The organism is Devosia sp., assembly GCF_025809055.1.
GTDB lineage: Bacteria > Pseudomonadota > Alphaproteobacteria > Rhizobiales > Devosiaceae > Devosia.
Genome location: NZ_CP075529.1, coordinates 2,900,055 through 2,914,712 on the forward strand (window position 1 = coordinate 2,900,055; position 14,658 = coordinate 2,914,712).

General features: G+C 63.4%; 18 protein-coding genes. 9 read left to right on the forward strand and 9 right to left on the reverse strand.

Annotated features, from left to right (window positions below):
- Positions 1 to 197 precede the first annotated feature (197 nt).
- Both KIT02_RS14220 and KIT02_RS14225 read right to left on the reverse strand, forming a co-directional pair.
- Positions 198 to 1,136, reverse strand: coding sequence for a Gfo/Idh/MocA family oxidoreductase (locus KIT02_RS14220; RefSeq protein WP_297578880.1), 939 nt, complete (start codon positions 1,134 to 1,136; stop codon positions 198 to 200).
- A 127-nt stretch (positions 1,137 to 1,263) separates the two neighbouring features.
- The gene (locus KIT02_RS14225) at positions 1,264 to 1,623 is read right to left on the reverse strand and encodes a VOC family protein (protein ID WP_297578882.1); all 360 of its coding nucleotides are present in this window, start codon (positions 1,621 to 1,623) and stop codon (positions 1,264 to 1,266) included.
- Between the two features lie 99 nt (positions 1,624 to 1,722).
- Between KIT02_RS14225 and KIT02_RS14230 the strand changes: the two genes are divergently transcribed.
- Genes KIT02_RS14230 through KIT02_RS14250 form a run of 5 tightly spaced genes read left to right on the forward strand, consistent with a single transcriptional unit; the run spans position 1,723 to position 4,505 of the window.
- The gene (locus tag KIT02_RS14230) at positions 1,723 to 2,412 is read left to right on the forward strand and encodes a DUF1045 domain-containing protein (RefSeq protein WP_297578884.1); all 690 of its coding nucleotides are present in this window, start codon (positions 1,723 to 1,725) and stop codon (positions 2,410 to 2,412) included.
- A complete protein-coding gene (locus KIT02_RS14235; protein WP_297578886.1) occupies positions 2,409 to 3,548 on the forward strand; it encodes an alpha-D-ribose 1-methylphosphonate 5-triphosphate diphosphatase in 1,140 nt (379 codons plus the stop codon). The genes KIT02_RS14230 and KIT02_RS14235 overlap by 4 nt, the downstream gene beginning before the upstream one ends.
- Positions 3,545 to 4,111 (forward strand): phosphonate metabolism protein/1,5-bisphosphokinase (PRPP-forming) PhnN, encoded by a 567-nt coding sequence (phnN, locus tag KIT02_RS14240; protein WP_297578889.1) that lies wholly within the window; start codon positions 3,545 to 3,547, stop codon positions 4,109 to 4,111. The genes KIT02_RS14235 and phnN overlap by 4 nt, the downstream gene beginning before the upstream one ends.
- Positions 4,112 to 4,165: 54 nt before the next feature.
- Entirely contained in the window at positions 4,166 to 4,312 is a 147-nt protein-coding gene (locus KIT02_RS14245) for a hypothetical protein (RefSeq protein ID WP_297578892.1), read from the forward strand.
- Positions 4,299 to 4,505 (forward strand): hypothetical protein, encoded by a 207-nt coding sequence (locus KIT02_RS14250; RefSeq protein ID WP_297578894.1) that lies wholly within the window; start codon positions 4,299 to 4,301, stop codon positions 4,503 to 4,505. The genes KIT02_RS14245 and KIT02_RS14250 overlap by 14 nt, the downstream gene beginning before the upstream one ends.
- 85 nt (positions 4,506 to 4,590) lie before the next feature.
- Here KIT02_RS14250 and KIT02_RS14255 read toward each other — a convergent pair whose 3' ends face one another.
- Entirely contained in the window at positions 4,591 to 4,806 is a 216-nt protein-coding gene (locus tag KIT02_RS14255) for a hypothetical protein (RefSeq protein WP_297578896.1), read from the reverse strand.
- A gap of 203 nt (positions 4,807 to 5,009) precedes the next feature.
- On the opposite strand from KIT02_RS14255, the gene KIT02_RS14260 reads away from it, so the two are divergent.
- Positions 5,010 to 5,162: a hypothetical protein gene (locus KIT02_RS14260; RefSeq protein WP_297578899.1), complete on the forward strand. Its 153-nt coding sequence runs from the start codon at positions 5,010 to 5,012 to the stop codon at positions 5,160 to 5,162.
- Between the two features lie 155 nt (positions 5,163 to 5,317).
- Complete coding sequence (locus KIT02_RS14265; RefSeq protein WP_297578901.1) at positions 5,318 to 6,367, forward strand: LacI family transcriptional regulator; 1,050 nt, start codon at positions 5,318 to 5,320, stop codon at positions 6,365 to 6,367.
- 121 nt (positions 6,368 to 6,488) lie between these two features.
- Here KIT02_RS14265 and KIT02_RS14270 read toward each other — a convergent pair whose 3' ends face one another.
- Entirely contained in the window at positions 6,489 to 8,303 is a 1,815-nt protein-coding gene (locus tag KIT02_RS14270) for an ATP-binding cassette domain-containing protein (protein ID WP_297578903.1), read from the reverse strand.
- Positions 8,304 to 8,563: 260 nt separating this feature from the next.
- Positions 8,564 to 9,028, reverse strand: coding sequence for an iron-responsive transcriptional regulator RirA (gene rirA / locus KIT02_RS14275; protein ID WP_297578906.1), 465 nt, complete (start codon positions 9,026 to 9,028; stop codon positions 8,564 to 8,566).
- Between the two features lie 190 nt (positions 9,029 to 9,218).
- On the opposite strand from rirA, the gene KIT02_RS14280 reads away from it, so the two are divergent.
- Complete coding sequence (locus KIT02_RS14280) at positions 9,219 to 9,515, forward strand: HU family DNA-binding protein (RefSeq protein WP_297578913.1); 297 nt, start codon at positions 9,219 to 9,221, stop codon at positions 9,513 to 9,515.
- 61 nt (positions 9,516 to 9,576) lie between these two features.
- Here KIT02_RS14280 and KIT02_RS14285 read toward each other — a convergent pair whose 3' ends face one another.
- From KIT02_RS14285 to KIT02_RS14300, 4 genes are all read right to left on the reverse strand, one after another.
- On the reverse strand, positions 9,577 to 10,755 hold the full coding sequence (locus KIT02_RS14285) for an ROK family transcriptional regulator (RefSeq protein WP_297578920.1): 1,179 nt from the start codon (positions 10,753 to 10,755) through the stop codon (positions 9,577 to 9,579).
- Positions 10,756 to 10,916: 161 nt separating this feature from the next.
- Positions 10,917 to 11,855, reverse strand: coding sequence for an aldo/keto reductase (locus KIT02_RS14290; protein WP_297578923.1), 939 nt, complete (start codon positions 11,853 to 11,855; stop codon positions 10,917 to 10,919).
- Positions 11,852 to 12,385, reverse strand: coding sequence for a hypothetical protein (locus KIT02_RS14295; RefSeq protein WP_297578926.1), 534 nt, complete (start codon positions 12,383 to 12,385; stop codon positions 11,852 to 11,854). The genes KIT02_RS14290 and KIT02_RS14295 overlap by 4 nt, the downstream gene beginning before the upstream one ends.
- A complete protein-coding gene (locus KIT02_RS14300; RefSeq protein ID WP_297585327.1) occupies positions 12,358 to 12,750 on the reverse strand; it encodes a VOC family protein in 393 nt (130 codons plus the stop codon). The genes KIT02_RS14295 and KIT02_RS14300 overlap by 28 nt, the downstream gene beginning before the upstream one ends.
- A gap of 224 nt (positions 12,751 to 12,974) precedes the next feature.
- On the opposite strand from KIT02_RS14300, the gene KIT02_RS14305 reads away from it, so the two are divergent.
- Positions 12,975 to 14,570 carry an ABC transporter substrate-binding protein gene (locus KIT02_RS14305; RefSeq protein WP_297578930.1) on the forward strand — a complete coding sequence of 532 codons (1,596 nt, stop codon included), beginning with the start codon at positions 12,975 to 12,977 and terminating at the stop codon, positions 14,568 to 14,570.
- Positions 14,571 to 14,658: the final 88 nt, after the last annotated feature.

Below are 14,658 nucleotides of genomic sequence, written 5' to 3' on the forward strand. Positions count from 1 at the left end.
AGAAACACCCCCACCTAGCTTCGCTAGGCCTTTCGGCCAAGCTGCGCTATTTGCCATTCGAGCGCAACTCTCATGGCCTTTTTCGCTAAGATCGCTCCACTGGAGCGATCTTGCCTTCGGCCGCTTCAAAGCCCCATCAAGGGGGAGGTGAGGGATTCCTGAGGGGCGGGGGGATCACCGCTCCACTCTCTGGTCTTCTACCAGTTGAAGTCGGGGCCGTTTTCGCGTGCGCCGAGCAGGAAGACGTCGCCCATCAGGCGGAACGGCCGGACGTCGACATCGGATTCGCGTGCCTCGAGGAGGTCGGCGAAGCGATCATACATGCGGGCATATTCTTCATCGCCATGTTCGAGCACCACCTCGCCATTGACGCGCAACGTCCGGCCGCCCCGCTCGAGCTTGACCTCGTTGCCGGCGCCGGTCTTGAACGCGATGGTCCAGATCTCGCCGCTCTCTTCCAGCCAGTTGAAGCCACAGGACAGGTCCGGGCGGTGCGGCTGGCTCGACTTGAAGGCGATATCGACATCGATCGGGGTTTGCCGGTTGGCCGGGAAGATCAGCCGGGCGCTATCGACGAAGACGGGAAAGGGCATGACCTTGGTGAAGATCGAAAAGGCATTGATGCCCGGATCGCAGACACCGAAGCCGCCCGGCTCCCATACCCAATCCTGACCCGGATGCCACTTGCGCACGCTTTCACGCCAGTCGATGCGCGCGGCGCTGACCCCTTCTTCGGAGAGGATCACCTTGGCCCGGTCGACCGCCGCATTGTACTGGCTGTGCCAGGTCTGGAAAATGACCCGGTCCAGCCGGCCGGCATGGGCGATCAGATCGTCCAGTTCGGAAATCGTGGTCGTTGGCGGCTTTTCGAGCATGACATCCTTGCCCGCGTCGAGCGCCTCGCGGACATAGGCATGACGCACCCCGGGGGGCGTGCAGATCGACACCAGACCGATCTCGGGCATGGCGGCATAGAGCTCGGCCGGGCTGCGGAACACCGGCAGGTCACCATGGCCAATGCCACGGGTCGACACGGTCGCCGCCAGCTCGAAATCTTCCGAGGCGTCAATGACCGGCAGATGCTGGTCCTGGGCGATCTTGCCAACACCGATCACCGCAATCTTGCGCTTGCTCATGCCCAATTCCTCTGCGCCTGTTGCACCCGCACCGACAGAGCCGGACCACGAGCGCTATGTTTCTGCCGCCGCTATAGAGCAGAGAGCGCGGTGGCCGCCAAGCTCTAAAGCCACAAAAGTATGATTTTTATTGTGCCGGGGAATCGGCGGGTTCCCACAGCTCGATCTGGTTGCCCTCGGGATCGTGGATGCGGGCGAAGCGGCCGGTTTCCGGGCTGTCCCATTCATCCGGGCGGGTTTCGATGGCGATCCCGGCGTCCCGCAACTGCGCCATGATGGTATCGAGATCGTCGACGCGGAAATTGATCATCCACTGCTTGTCGGCGGGGAAATAGGTGGTGGCCTGCTTGAACGGGGCAAAGACGGTCATGCCCGCCTCCTGGTTCCACATTTCGGTCACACCAAGATGAGTTTCATACCAATTCGCCAGCGCCTTGGTGTCCGCCGAGCGGAAGAAAACGCCGCCGATACCTGTCACTTTTGCCATTCTCGCCTCCCAGCACATCGCCTCGACATTGGAAGATGACCAATCCGGCTTGTCAAATCCGTGACACACCGATCCATTAGCGCGGCACCAGGAGAAACCATGCCGACCAGATTCGCGATCTACTACGCCCCCTCCGCATCCGATCCGCTCTGGGAACGGGCCGCGGTCTGGCTGGGCCGCGACGCCGCCACCGGTGAACTGATCGACGGGGCGGTCGCCGGGATCGACCGGCCGCGCCTGCTCAACCTGACCCAATCGGCCGGGCGCTATGGCTTTCACGCGACGCTGAAGCCGCCCATGGCCCTGGCCGATGGATATAGCCCCGAGCAATTGCGGGACAGAATGCGCGCCTTTGCCGATGAGACGCCCTCTGTGCCGCTCGGCCGCCTGGTGCTGGCCCGGCTGGGCGGATTTCTGGCGCTGGTCCCGGAAACGTCTTCGGAAGACCTGCAATTCCTGGCCGGGCAGGTCGTCGAGCAGTTCGAGGATTTCCGGCGCCCGCCCAGCCTGCGTGAAATGGCGGACCGGGCCGCTGGCGGGTTGACCGAACGGCAGTCCGAATTGCTGGCGGCCTATGGCTATCCCTATGTCTTCGATCAGTTCCAGTTTCACATGACCCTGACCGACAGGCTCGCCGAGGCCGACATGGACGAGATCGAAGAGGCCGCCCGCACCTGGTTCGGGCCCCTGCTCGATACGCCCCTCGTGCTGGACCGCCTGTCGCTGTTCGTCGAGCCGGACACCGGCAAGCTGTTCCGGCGCCATGACGATTTCGGTCTGCGCCCATGACAGAGACCCTGATCCTCTCCAATGCCCGGATCGTACTGGCCGACGAGATCGTGCACGGCTCCGTCGTTGTCGGCGATGGCCGCATCATCGCCATCGACAGCGGCGCCAGCACCATTGGCGACGATATGGGTGGCGATCACCTGATCCCGGGCCTTGTCGAACTGCATACCGATCATCTCGAAACCCATTACCGGCCGCGCCCTGGCGTGTTCTGGGACCCTATGGCGGCGCTGCACGCCCATGACGTGCAGGTGGTGGGCTCGGGCATCACCACGGTCTTCGACGCGGTCCGCATCGGGTCCGACCAGGACCTGCCGGACATGCTCAAACATGCCTCGGCCATGGTCGGCGCCATCGCCAGGGGCCGCGTGGCCGGCTGGCTGCGTGCCGAACATTTCCTGCACCTGCGCTGCGAATTGCCCAGCCATGACGTGGTCGAGCAATTCGAGGCGCTGGCGGGGACCGGCTTTACGCGGCTGGCATCGGTGATGGACCATACGCCGGGCCAGCGCCAGTTCCCCAGCCTTGAGCAGTACAAGACCTATTATTCCAAATATATGGGAGGGAGCGACGCGGACCTCGCGGCCTATCTCGCGGCCCGCCAGGCCGATCACGACACCTGGTCGGGGCCCAATCGGCGAACACTGGTGGCCCGCGCCCGTCAAATCGGACTGCCGCTGGCCAGCCATGATGATTCCACCCTCGCCCATGTCGAGGAGGCTGCCGAAGACGGCGTGGCCATTTCCGAATTTCCGACCACGCTGGAAGCGGCGTCTGCGGCCAAGGATGCCGGCATCGCCATTCTGATGGGCGCGCCCAATGTGGTGCGCGGCGGCTCCCATTCGGGCAATGTGTCGGCCGTTGATCTCTACCGGGCGGGCCTCCTGGATATCCTCAGCTCCGACTATGTGCCCTATGCCCTGTTGCAAGCCGCATTCGTGCTGCCGCAGCGCATTGACGGTCTTGACCTGCCGCAGGCGCTGGCTACCGTGACCTCAAACCCCGCGCGGGCCGTCGGGCTGACCGACCGCGGCGAGATTGCCGTAGGCCGGCGCGCGGACCTGGTGCGGGTCGCGGCCGACGGACCGTTGCCGGTGGTGCGTGGCGTTTGGCGGGAAGGACAGAGGATCAGTTGAGCGAGAGGCCCCCTGGCGTTCTGGTCCTGGTCGTCGGCCCTTCTGGGGTCGGCAAGGACACCCTGATCGGCGGCGCGCGCAAGGCGCTCGAGGCCGATACGCGGTTCAGTTTCGTGCGGCGCCTGGTGACAAGGCCAACGGACATGGATCTCGAGGACCATGTGAGCCTCGACCGCGAGGCCTTTGCCCGTGCCAAAGCCGGGGGGCGGTTCGCCCTCGTCTGGCAGGCGCATAATCTCGACTATGCCCTACCCATCAGCGTCGACACCGACCTGGCCTTGGGCCGGGTGGTGGTTGCCAATATTTCCCGCCATGCGGTGCCGGCGGCCATCGGCAAATATCCGCTGTGCCGGGTGGTGCAGATTTCGGCCGAAATTTCCCTGCGCGCCGAACGGCTGGCCCGGCGCGGCCGCGAGAACCGCGATCAGATCGCCGCGCGCCTGGCGCGGGAAGGCGCTGCCCTGCCGGCCGATGTCGCTCCCATCGTCATCGACAATTCGAGTTCAGTGGGCATTGGCGTCACCGCGTTCGTCATGGCCCTGCGCCAGATTGCCGAGGATTGAACCGGAACGCCGCTCCGTGCGTTGAGCCCTACTCAACAAGCGTCAGGAGTTCTCATGTCCAGAAATGGTCTTTATGCGCTGGTCGTCATCCTCTTGGTGGCACTGGTCGGCTTTGGCATCTACACCTATCAGCAGCAATCCCAGCCGAGCCTGGAAGTGCGCGTCGACGAGCAGGGGATTTCGATCGATGGAAATGGGTGATCCGACCAGTCCGCATCGCCATCAGGCGATCGTCGTGGCGCTGACCGCCGAACTCGAACGGCAGGCGCAGGCCGGTGCCTCGCGCATCGATGTCGAAGCGCTGGCGGGGGCGGTGGAAACCGCGATCGATCCGGCGCCGCCGCTCTCGGAAGGCCGCAGCCCCGACGAACTGAACGCGACCAATGATGATTGAACAGGGACCGGCCAGACAGGCTGTCCTCAGCGCAGAAATGTGAGCAGAAATGTAATAAGGCCGGTGGCGAAACCACCGGCCTTATTCATGCCGCGTCGCCACCGAGCACCGCCTGTGCGACGGCCTCATGGGCGATTTCGATCGAATCGAAGTGGTGGCCATCGACGCCGAAGGCCGGAAGCTTGACCGCCACGAAGCGGTAGCCCTCGGTATCCTGGACGACGACGCCCTGCGGTTCTCCGCCCACTTCTATGACGATCGGCCTGAGCCTTTCGGCCCTTGAAATACTGTTTTCCTGCATGGTGGAATCTCCACTTGCGCGTCTGGTCGAACGAGGACGCTTCCCTCATCGGGGAGGGGCGCCATCGGGCCAGCAACGCGGGTACTATCGGTTTTCTGAGACGGGGATGTGACGGAAATCACATTCGTTTGGAGCGACAGGACCCTTGCCAGCGTTTGGCGCCATGCATTCGGAGTACTACGGTCGAACACGCGGCATGGAGAGTGAAGGTCGTCGATGTCGTCATCGTCATTCCTTTCCTTGCGGTGTTGGACGGTGAAGCTTTGACCACGCCATTGCGGCGCAGCAATGGCAAGATAAGGCGGGTGTGCGATTTTTTCCAGACCACCATTATGCGTTTGCGGGACAAAAAGTGAAAATAGGTGCTCGACTTTCGTTCAATTTCAATAATATGATCACAATACTCATATTATGCGACTGAGGTTGAGCTTGCCTCACTAGGCGCATCTGGTGTTTTCTTGCGCACTTGATTTTGCCGCCGGTCCGTCCGGCGGCCCGCAGGAGAAGCGTCGTGTCCGCCGATCAGCCACCCCCGCCCAGCCGCGCCAAGCGCGGGGCCAAACCTTCTGGCAAGCCGACCCTCAAAACCATTGCGCAAATGACGGGGCTGGCCGTCACCACCATTTCGCGCGCCCTCAACAATGCGCCCGAACTGGCACAGGACACGCGCGACCGGGTGCAGAAGATCGCTGCCGAGATCGGCTATATGCCCGATCGCGCCGCATTGCGCCTCAAGACCGGGCGGACCAATGTGATTTCGCTCATCCTGCAGCCGGATGAGCAGATCTATGGTTTCGGCACGAGCCTGGTGACCGGCATCACCGAGGCGCTGCGCGATACCAGCTACCACCTCGTGATCACGCCGCTGTTCCGCAATGTCGAGCCGATCGAGCCCATCCGCCATATCGTGCGCAACCGCATGGCCGATGGCGTCATCTTCTCCAAGGCCGAGAGTTTCGACGAGCGCATCCGCTATCTTCTCGACAATGACTTTCCCTTTGTCAGCCACGGCCGCAGCAACTGGCCCGATACCCATCCCTATGTCGACTTCGACAACGACGCCTATGCCTATGGCGCCACGAAAAGGCTGGCTGAACGTGGCTGCAAGAAGGTGTCGATCATCCTGCCGGACAGCGCCCTGACCTATACCGAACATCTCAAGACCGGCATGGAGCGCGCCGCGCGCGAGGCCGGCATCGCCTTCGAGTTCGCCGCCGACGTCAATCTCGACAGCCCCACCGATGCCATCCGCAATTATGTCATCCGCCGCTCCAAGCGCCCGGACGGGCCGGATGGCTATGTCTGTGCCTCCGAAGTTTCGGCGCTGGCGGTTCTGGGCGGGCTTGCGGAAGCCGGACATGTGGTGGGCAGCACCGCCCATGTGGTGGCCAAACAGGCTTCGAGCCTGTTCATGCAGTTCCAGCCCATGGCTGAAACGGTCGCGGAGGATTTTGTCGGCGCCGGTCGCAATCTGGGCCAGGCCATGCTCCGGCGCATTGCGGGGGAGACCGAGGGGCTGGGCTATCTCGAAAAGCCCGTCTTCGATTTCAAGCCGCTCTAGCGGTTTTCCGGGTACACCCCCACCCAGCTCTGCTACGGCCCTGCGGGCCGAGCGGCGCTACCTCCCCCATCAAGGGGGAGGTGAAGGGCGGCGGACGGGTGGATCAGGTTACGGGCTAAGCTTAACCTTCGAGTTCCTCGCGCAGCATTTCCAGTTCGAGCCATTGATCCTCGGCCGCGCCCTTGCGGGCCTGCGCGTCGGTCAAGGCCTTGGACTTGCTGGCAAAGGCGCCCGGATCGCGGGCATAGAGGCCGGCATCGGCGAGTTCGGTTGTGAGGGTGTCGATCAGGGCGTCCAGCGTCTCGATTTCCCGGGGCAGGGTTTCAAGCGCGTGCTTTTCCTTGAAGCTGAGCTTGCGCCGCGCCGGGCTGGGCGGTGGCGGCGGTGCGCTGCGGGTGCGTTCGGCCTTGGGCGCCGGAGCCGGCGTGGCGCGCGCCAGAACGCCGCTGCCGCGCTGGTTGACCATGTCGGAATAGCCACCGGCATATTCGGTCCAGCGGCCATCACCCTCCGCCATGATCACCGAGGTTGCCACCCGGTCGAGAAAGTCGCGGTCATGGCTGACCACGACCACGGTGCCGGAATAGTCCGAAACCATTTCCTCAAGCAGGTCGAGCGTTTCGAGGTCGAGGTCATTGGTCGGCTCGTCCAGCACCAGGAAATTGGAGGGCAGGGCGAGGGCGCGGGCCAGGGCCACGCGGGCCCTCTCGCCGCCGGACAGCTTGCCGATCGGGGTATTGGCCTGTTCGGGGGTGAACAGGAAATCCTTCATGTAGCCGACCACATGCTTGGATTCGCCATTGATGATCAGCGTATCGCTGCCACCCCCGGTCAGGGCATCGCGCAGCCGCGTGTCCGGATCGAGGCGCGCCCGGCCCTGGTCGAGCATGGCCATTTCGATGGCGGCGCCCAGTTTGACCGTGCCGCTATCGGGCTCGATGAGCCCGGTCAGCAGCTTGATCAGCGTCGTTTTGCCGGCACCATTGGGCCCGACAATGCCCACGCGATCGCCGCGCAAGATGCGGGTCGAGAAATCGGTAACGATGGGGCGGTCGCCATAGCGCTTGGAGATCGTTTCGGCTTCGGCGACGAGCGCACCCGAGACGCGCCCTTCGCTCACCGCCATGGCCACATTGCCGGTCACGCGGCGCTGGTCGCGGCGCTCCTGGCGCAGATTGGACAGCCGCTCGAGGCGCCCGACATTGCGCTTGCGGCGCGCCGTCACCCCATAGCGCAGCCAATGTTCTTCGCGCACGATCTGGCGGTCGAGCTTGTGCCGGTCGCGTTCTTCCTGTTCGAGCACCTCGTCGCGCCAGCTTTCGAAGGCGGAAAAGCCCTTTTCGATCCGGCGGGTCAGGCCGCGATCGAGCCAGACGGTGGAGCGGGAGAGGTCGGAGAGGAAGCGGCGGTCGTGGCTGATCAGCACCATGGCCGAGCGCATCTGGCTCAATTCGTCCTGCAGCCATTCGATGACCGGCAGATCGAGATGATTGGTGGGCTCATCGAGCAGCAGCACGTCGGGCTGCGGCGCCAGAACCCGCGCCAGGGCGGCGCGGCGCGCCTCCCCGCCCGAGAGCCGGGCCGGGTCTTCCTCGCCCCCGAGCCCCAGGGCATTGAGCAGATATTGCGCGCGATAGACATCGTCGCCGGGCGCCAGGCCCGCCTCGACATAGGCGAGCACCGTGCTGAAGCCGGCAAGGTCCGGTTCCTGCGGCAGATAGCGGATGGTGGCGCCCGGTTCGGCGAAGCGGACGCCGTCATCATGCTGGATGAGCCCGGCTGCGATCTTGAGCAGCGTCGACTTGCCCGAGCCGTTGCGGCCGACCAGGGCGATGCGCTGGCCCGGCGAAACGATGAGTTCGGCAGCCTCGAGCAGGCGCGTGCCGCCAAAGGTCAGGGCAATGTTCTGCAGGGAAAGAAGGGGTGGGGCAGCCATGAAAATTCCGAGATGATCCGGCCCGGATAGAGCACAGCACTGCTGGCAGATCAATTGCGCGAAAAGCAAGGGGCCGGACAGGACGTTGAGGATCCTGGCCGGCCCGGGGGAGACGGTAGCAGCAAGCCCCGTCAGGTATCTGGCGTGCGACCCACAGGCCCCAAGGGGTCGCCGTCGCCACGGCCTCTATCAATCATGCTCAAACATGATTGTCAAACTCATATTTATACGGACGGCAAGTTTTTTGCCGGTCGCGACGATCAGGCGGCGGCGCCGCCCGACACGACCTTCTCGTCCAGCAGGCCGAGCCGCTCGCGAATCGAGCGCTTCTTGCTGGCCAGATCGGCAATGGTGTAGCCGTTGAGCACCTCGAAGAACGCCCCAAGCGCCTCGCGCAGCGCGCCGTTGAGGTCGCATTCCCCGATTAGCGGACAATCGGCGCCATCCTCGAAACATTCGGCCAACGCAAAATTTTCCTCGGTCAGCCGGATTGTTTCGAGGAGCGTGATCTGGTCGGCCGGCTTGCCCAGCTTGATCCCGCCATGGCGGCCGCGCACGGTCTGCAGCAAGCCATTTTCGACCAGCGGCTTGATCAGCTTGAACAGGAAGAGCTCGGAAATGCCATAGGCCTCGGCGATTTCGGCGACGCGGCTGAGACCGGGCTCATTGACGGCACAATAGACCAGGGCGCGGATGGCATAATTGGATTGGCGGGTGAGTCTCACGGGCAGCTTTCCGGTTTGGGAGACGAGCAAACAGGCTCTCGGCTCCTTATGTCACAGCGCCCAGCTTATAACCATTCTAAAAGAAGTCAACTAAAGATGATTAGGTTCATCAGGTTTTTGGTGGAGATTTTTCGGGCTGGACAGGCATTTAAGTTCTTCCTATGAACTTAAGTTGTGTGGAGGATGTCGCGTGGTCAAGACCGTTACCAGAGCCGTGCTTGGCGAGGCCGCCTGCGCCGCTTCGGAGCTTTCCCGCAGCGACGTGAACACGCTTTGCGAACAGATGCTGGAATTGATCGGCGACCGGCTGGCGGCGGGTGAAACGGTGAAGCTGACCGGCTTTGGCACGCTTGAAGTGCGCAGCCGCGCCGAGCGGGTCGGGCGCAATCCGCGCACCGGTACCGAGCACGCCATCGCCCCGCACCGCACGGTGGTGTTCATCCCCAGCGCAAAGCTCAAGACGCAACTGCAGGCAGCCAAGCCCTGAGTTTTGAGCGGACCCGAGAACCGAATCGCCGGTTCATCAGTCAAACGTCCACGCCACTGTTCTAGAAGTATCGCCTGAACAGCGGCAGTTCGGCGGCGCCGATGGCCGGGGCCAGCCGGCCATGGCGGCCCGGCACGATCCGGGGCGGGGTGAAATTGCCGACGCCCAGGGCATAGAGTTCCCCGGTCAGACGCTCGACGAAAAGCCTCGTGATCGAGGGCGCGAGCACGGTGTCGAGCACCACCAGCGGCGCTTCGATGACTGTGGTGGTATTGAACACGACGCGCGACATGACGCGGGCACCGGCCTCGATCCAGGCCCGCACCTGTGGCGCCGCATCGCTCTCCACCCAATTGTCCGACTGCAATTGGCCGGGCGCAATGCCGGTGCGCGCAAAAAGCGCGGAGAGGGATGCCGCGTCATGGGCAAAGAGTTCGCCGGCACTGCCGTCATGCACCATCATCGAGCCCAGATTGGCGGCATTGCCCGTCGGGCCTTCCCACAGCGCGCCATTGGCGATGACCCCGGCCGCCAGGAAATGCGAGATGAGGAAGTAGAGAATATTGGTCGGCCGGGGGCGGTCGAGCGCGATCAACTCGGCCCAGCAGGCGGCATTGCCGTCGTTGAAGACATGGGCCACGAGCCCGGTGCGGGCCGCAAGTTCGGCCGAAAGGTCGAAGTCGCGCCAGTCCGCGACATCGGCAGAGCTCGCCCCCAGCCGCTCCAGATTGTGCTCGAGATGGCCGGGCATGGCGACGCCGATATCCTGCAGCCGCGCCCGCTCCGTGCCGGGCAGGGCTTCGGTGAGTTCGCCGGCAAAGCGGGCAATCGCGTCCACGACCACGTCGCGACGGGGAAAGGCATAGTCCTGCCGGCGTTGGGCAAGGACCTGCGCGTGCATGTTGAGCAGCACCAGATCGAGATGCTTCCAGCCCAGCTCGACGCCAATGGCGAAGGCGCCGTCGGCCCGGATGAAGATCGGCGTGGCCGGCTGCCCGCGCCGTCCGCGCAGCACCGGCCCGCGTTCCACCAGGCCCGACTGCTCCAGTTCCATGACGATGGCCGAAACCGTCTGCGGGGCCAGGCCCGAAAACCGGGAAATGTCGGCATTGGACACGCCCCAGTTGAAGCCGACCACTGTCAGCACGGCTTTCTGATTGGTGCGGCGCAGGCCGTGATGCTGCATGCCGCGGCCGCCGGCATCGAACACGTCAGTGGAAGGCGAGGCGGAATCGGGCATGGCGGACCGGTAGCGGGGATGGGCCCAACCAACCGGAATATGGTTAAAGCCGGAACAGTGGCCGGCCAGTCAGGCAGAATGATTCGCTTAAACGCATACAATCTTCTCAAAACTGCCTGATGACGGCCAGTGGGATTTCTCCGCATTGGCTCCGGGCAGGATTACGAACCGGCCCGGTTCAGCCGGTCCAGGGCAGTATCCGGCAAGGCGAGCCGCGCCCCGCGGGCCAGGCTTTCCACCTGCTTGACCGACGTGGCCGAGGCGATGGGGGCGCTGACGCCCTTCTGGGCGATCAGCCAGGCCAGCGCCACCTCAGCCGGGGTGGCATCGGCCTCGGCGGCAACCGCATCCAGCGCGCCGAGGATCGCCAGACCCTTGTCGTTGAGATATTGCCCGACCCCGCCGCCACGGGCCGACTGGCCGAGATCGGCACTGTCGCGGTACTTGCCGGTGAGGAAGCCCGAGGCGAGGCTGTAATAGACAATGGCGCCGACGTCGTTCTCGACGAGATAGGGCGCGAGGGCCTCGAACTCGGCGCGATCGTAGAGATTGTAGCGGTTCTGCGTGACCTCATAGCGCTGCAGTGACTTGATCACCGCCGTTTCCTGCGCCTCTTTCATCATGGCCGCGGTGTAATTGGAGGCTCCGATCACCCGCACCTTGCCGGCTCGGATCAGCGTGTCATAGGCGCTGAGCGTCTCCTCATGGGTGGCGCCGGCATCGGGCCAGTGGCTGAAATAGAGGTCGAGATAATCGGTCTGCAGGCGCTTGAGCGATGCCTCGATCGAAGCCTGGATGGCCTCGGCCTTGAGCCCGCCTTCCTTCTTGCCCGAATTGACCTTGGAGATGATGTGGACGCTCTCGCGATTGCCGCGCGCCTTAAGCCACTTGCCGATTATGGTCTCACTCATGCCCGGCGGATTGCCGGGCACCCAGTTCGGATAGCCCTCGGCCGTGTCGATGGCGGTAAAGCCTTCGGCGACGAACGCGTCGAGAATGTCGAACCCCCTGGCTTCGTCGACGGTCCAGCCGAAGACATTGCCGCCCAGAACGAGCGGTTCGATGACCAGTTCACTGCGACCCAGGGGACGGCGATTCATTGCGGCTCTCCTTGTTGGCTTTCGGGGTCAACGCCCGGCGGTGCATTTTGTTCGCCCCGGGGAACGCGCGGCGCGCACCAGTAGAGCGCTTCGCCGATGGCGCGGAAGGATCCTTCCAGGGTGATCTGCTGATAGGGGCCGTCTATGTCCTCGGCATGGCGCAGATAGACAAATGTGCCATGCAAGAGCCCATCCAGGAGCCAGCCGTCGCCATCCACCAGCCGGGCGGAATAGGGGCCAGCATCGGCAATCGCGGCAATGGTCCGGTCCTCCCGGTCCAGCGTCAGATGCCAGTTGCCTTCCGCTCCAGGCCAGCGCCCCGACTGGATATGGATGCCGGTCGAATAGTCGTCTTCGCAGCGCACGATGATGCAGGCCTGCTCCACGCCCTCGGCAGCCGCGGGGCAACCCATGCTGGCCCGGTCGCCTTCGCCAGCAAGTGGGGACGGGTGCCAACCGGGCTCGAAGGCCAGGGCCGGCGACGCCGCCAGCGTCAGCATGATCAGGATTTTGGCGCGATCAAATCCCATTTGTTTCCATAAAGGTCAGCAAACACCACGACCGAACCATAGGGCTCGTGCCGTGGGGTTTCGAGGAATGTCACGCCACGGTCGCGGAAGCTTGCATAGTCGCGGTCGAAATCATCGGTCTGCAGGAACAGCATGACCCGCCCGCCGCCTTGACGGCCGATCATCGCGGCCTGCTCGGCGCCATCCGCCTTGGCCAGCAGGAGCCTTGCTCCCATGCCGCCGGCGGGTGCGACGACCACCCAGCGCTTGTCAGGACCCAGCGGCGTGTCTTCCAGCAATTCAAAGCCGAGCCGGTCGACATAAAAGGCGATGGCGGCATCGTAGTCATCGACGATGAGCGAAATGGTGGCGATGGCAAGGGTCATGCCGTCATGGTGCGCCGCGCCCGGCGGGACGGTCAAGCGTCTGACGGCAGTCGAACGCTTTTGGGCAGAACCGTCCAATCCTGTGGATAGGGCCGATCCCCGTTCGGCCGATTGACCAATTGGTCAATTTCCCATTGCGCTGCCTAAATTTCTGGGCTTTGGTAGGGCCCAAGCCCCGGTAAAAACGCCGGGAGCGCAAAAATATGTCTCGGGAGACAGCAATCATGAAATTGACCAAGACCCTGTTGGCGGCAACCGCCATGCTGGCTTTGGCCGCTGGTGCAGCGGAAGCCAAGCAGCTCGTCTATTGCTCGGAAGCCTCGCCCGCGCACTTCGATCCCGGCCCGCTGACGGGCGGCAATGACTTCGATGCGTCCTCGCAGACCATCTACAACCGTCTGGTCGAATTCGTCCCCGGAACCACCGAGGTGGCACCGGCCCTGGCCGAGAGCTGGGAAGTGTCCGAGGATGGCCTGGAATACACCTTCAAGCTGCGTCCGGGCGTCAAGTTCCACACGACCGAGTACTTCACGCCGACGCGCGATCTCAACGCCGATGACGTGATCTTCTCCTTCGAGCGCCAGTACAAGGAAGACAATCCCTGGATCAACTATCTCGAAGGCATGACCTGGGACTATTTCCAGGGCATGGACATGCCGCGCTATATCGCTTCGCTCGAAAAGGTCGATGACCTTACGGTCAAGCTGACCCTGACCGAGCCCAATGCGCCCATGCTGGCCAACCTGGCCATGGATTTCGCCTCCATCGTGTCCAAGGAATATGCCGACAAGCTCGAAGCCGACGGCAATATGGCGGCCTTCTCGACCCAGCCGGTCGGGACCGGCCCGTTCCAGCTGGTCGACTACCAGCTCGACACCGTCATCCGCTACCAGGCCTTTGCCGATTATTGGGATGGCAAGCAGCCGATCGATGACCTGATCTTCGCCATCACCACCGACGCATCGGTGCGCGCCCAGCGCCTGATGGCTGGTGAATGCGATATCATGCCTTACCCGGCGCCTGCCGACATCGAAATCCTCAAGGCCGACGAAAACCTGACGGTGATGGAGCAGGAAGGCCTCAATATCGGCTATATCGCCTACAACACCACCGAAGCCCCGTTCGACAACGCGGACGTGCGCAAGGCGCTGACCATGGCCATCGACAAGCAGGCCATCATCGATGCCGTCTATCAAGGTGCCGGCCAGGACGCCAAGAACCTGATCCCGCCCACCATGTGGTCCTATGACGATGCCATTCCGGCCGACGTCTACGATCCGGAAAAGGCCAAGGAGATGCTGGAAGCGGCCGGGGTTACCGACCTGACCACCGATCTCTGGGCCATTCCGGTTTCGCGTCCCTATAACCCGAACGGCCAGCGCGTCGCCGAACTGATCCAGGCCGACTGGGCCAAGGTCGGCGTCACCGCCAATATCGTGACCTATGAATGGACCGAATATCGCGAGCGCGGCAAGCAGGCCGACCGCAAGGGTCCGTTCATGATCGGCTGGACCGGCGACAATGGTGATCCGGACAACTTCTTTGCGACCCTGTTCTCCTGCTCGGCCATCGGCGTTTCCAACTATGCCAGCTGGTGCAATGACGAGTTCGAGGCGGCCATCCAGGATGCCAAGACCGTCGCCAGCCAGGAAGAGCGCGCCGCGCTCTACACCACGGCCCAGGAAATCTTCAAGGCGGAAGAACCGGCCATCACCCTGGCCCATAGCCGCGTCTTCATGCCGATGAACAACAAGGTGCTCAACTACAAGATGAGCCCGCTCGGCACCCATATCTTCAAGGGCGTCGATATCGCCGAATAAGGCGAAGGACACGTCATCAAACAGGAGCCTCGATCCGGATAGAACCGGAACGAGGCTCCGCTTTTAATCACGAGCCCGCTCGCCACGC

Coding starts and splice junctions, on each gene's coding strand:
- KIT02_RS14270 (WP_297578903.1), bottom strand. CDS start 8,303: ATGGCTGCCCCACCCCTTCTTTCCCTGCAGAACATTGCCCTGACCTTT.
- KIT02_RS14295 (WP_297578926.1), bottom strand. CDS start 12,385: ATGGGATTTGATCGCGCCAAAATCCTGATCATGCTGACGCTGGCGGCG.
- KIT02_RS14290 (WP_297578923.1), bottom strand. CDS start 11,855: ATGAATCGCCGTCCCCTGGGTCGCAGTGAACTGGTCATCGAACCGCTC.
- KIT02_RS14305 (WP_297578930.1), top strand. CDS start 12,975: ATGAAATTGACCAAGACCCTGTTGGCGGCAACCGCCATGCTGGCTTTG.
- KIT02_RS14245 (WP_297578892.1), top strand. CDS start 4,166: ATGTCCAGAAATGGTCTTTATGCGCTGGTCGTCATCCTCTTGGTGGCA.
- KIT02_RS14285 (WP_297578920.1), bottom strand. CDS start 10,755: ATGCCCGATTCCGCCTCGCCTTCCACTGACGTGTTCGATGCCGGCGGC.
- KIT02_RS14300 (WP_297585327.1), bottom strand. CDS start 12,750: ATGACCCTTGCCATCGCCACCATTTCGCTCATCGTCGATGACTACGAT.
- KIT02_RS14250 (WP_297578894.1), top strand. CDS start 4,299: ATGGAAATGGGTGATCCGACCAGTCCGCATCGCCATCAGGCGATCGTC.
- KIT02_RS14220 (WP_297578880.1), bottom strand. CDS start 1,136: ATGAGCAAGCGCAAGATTGCGGTGATCGGTGTTGGCAAGATCGCCCAG.
- KIT02_RS14235 (WP_297578886.1), top strand. CDS start 2,409: ATGACAGAGACCCTGATCCTCTCCAATGCCCGGATCGTACTGGCCGAC.
- KIT02_RS14255 (WP_297578896.1), bottom strand. CDS start 4,806: ATGCAGGAAAACAGTATTTCAAGGGCCGAAAGGCTCAGGCCGATCGTC.
- KIT02_RS14230 (WP_297578884.1), top strand. CDS start 1,723: ATGCCGACCAGATTCGCGATCTACTACGCCCCCTCCGCATCCGATCCG.
- KIT02_RS14225 (WP_297578882.1), bottom strand. CDS start 1,623: ATGGCAAAAGTGACAGGTATCGGCGGCGTTTTCTTCCGCTCGGCGGAC.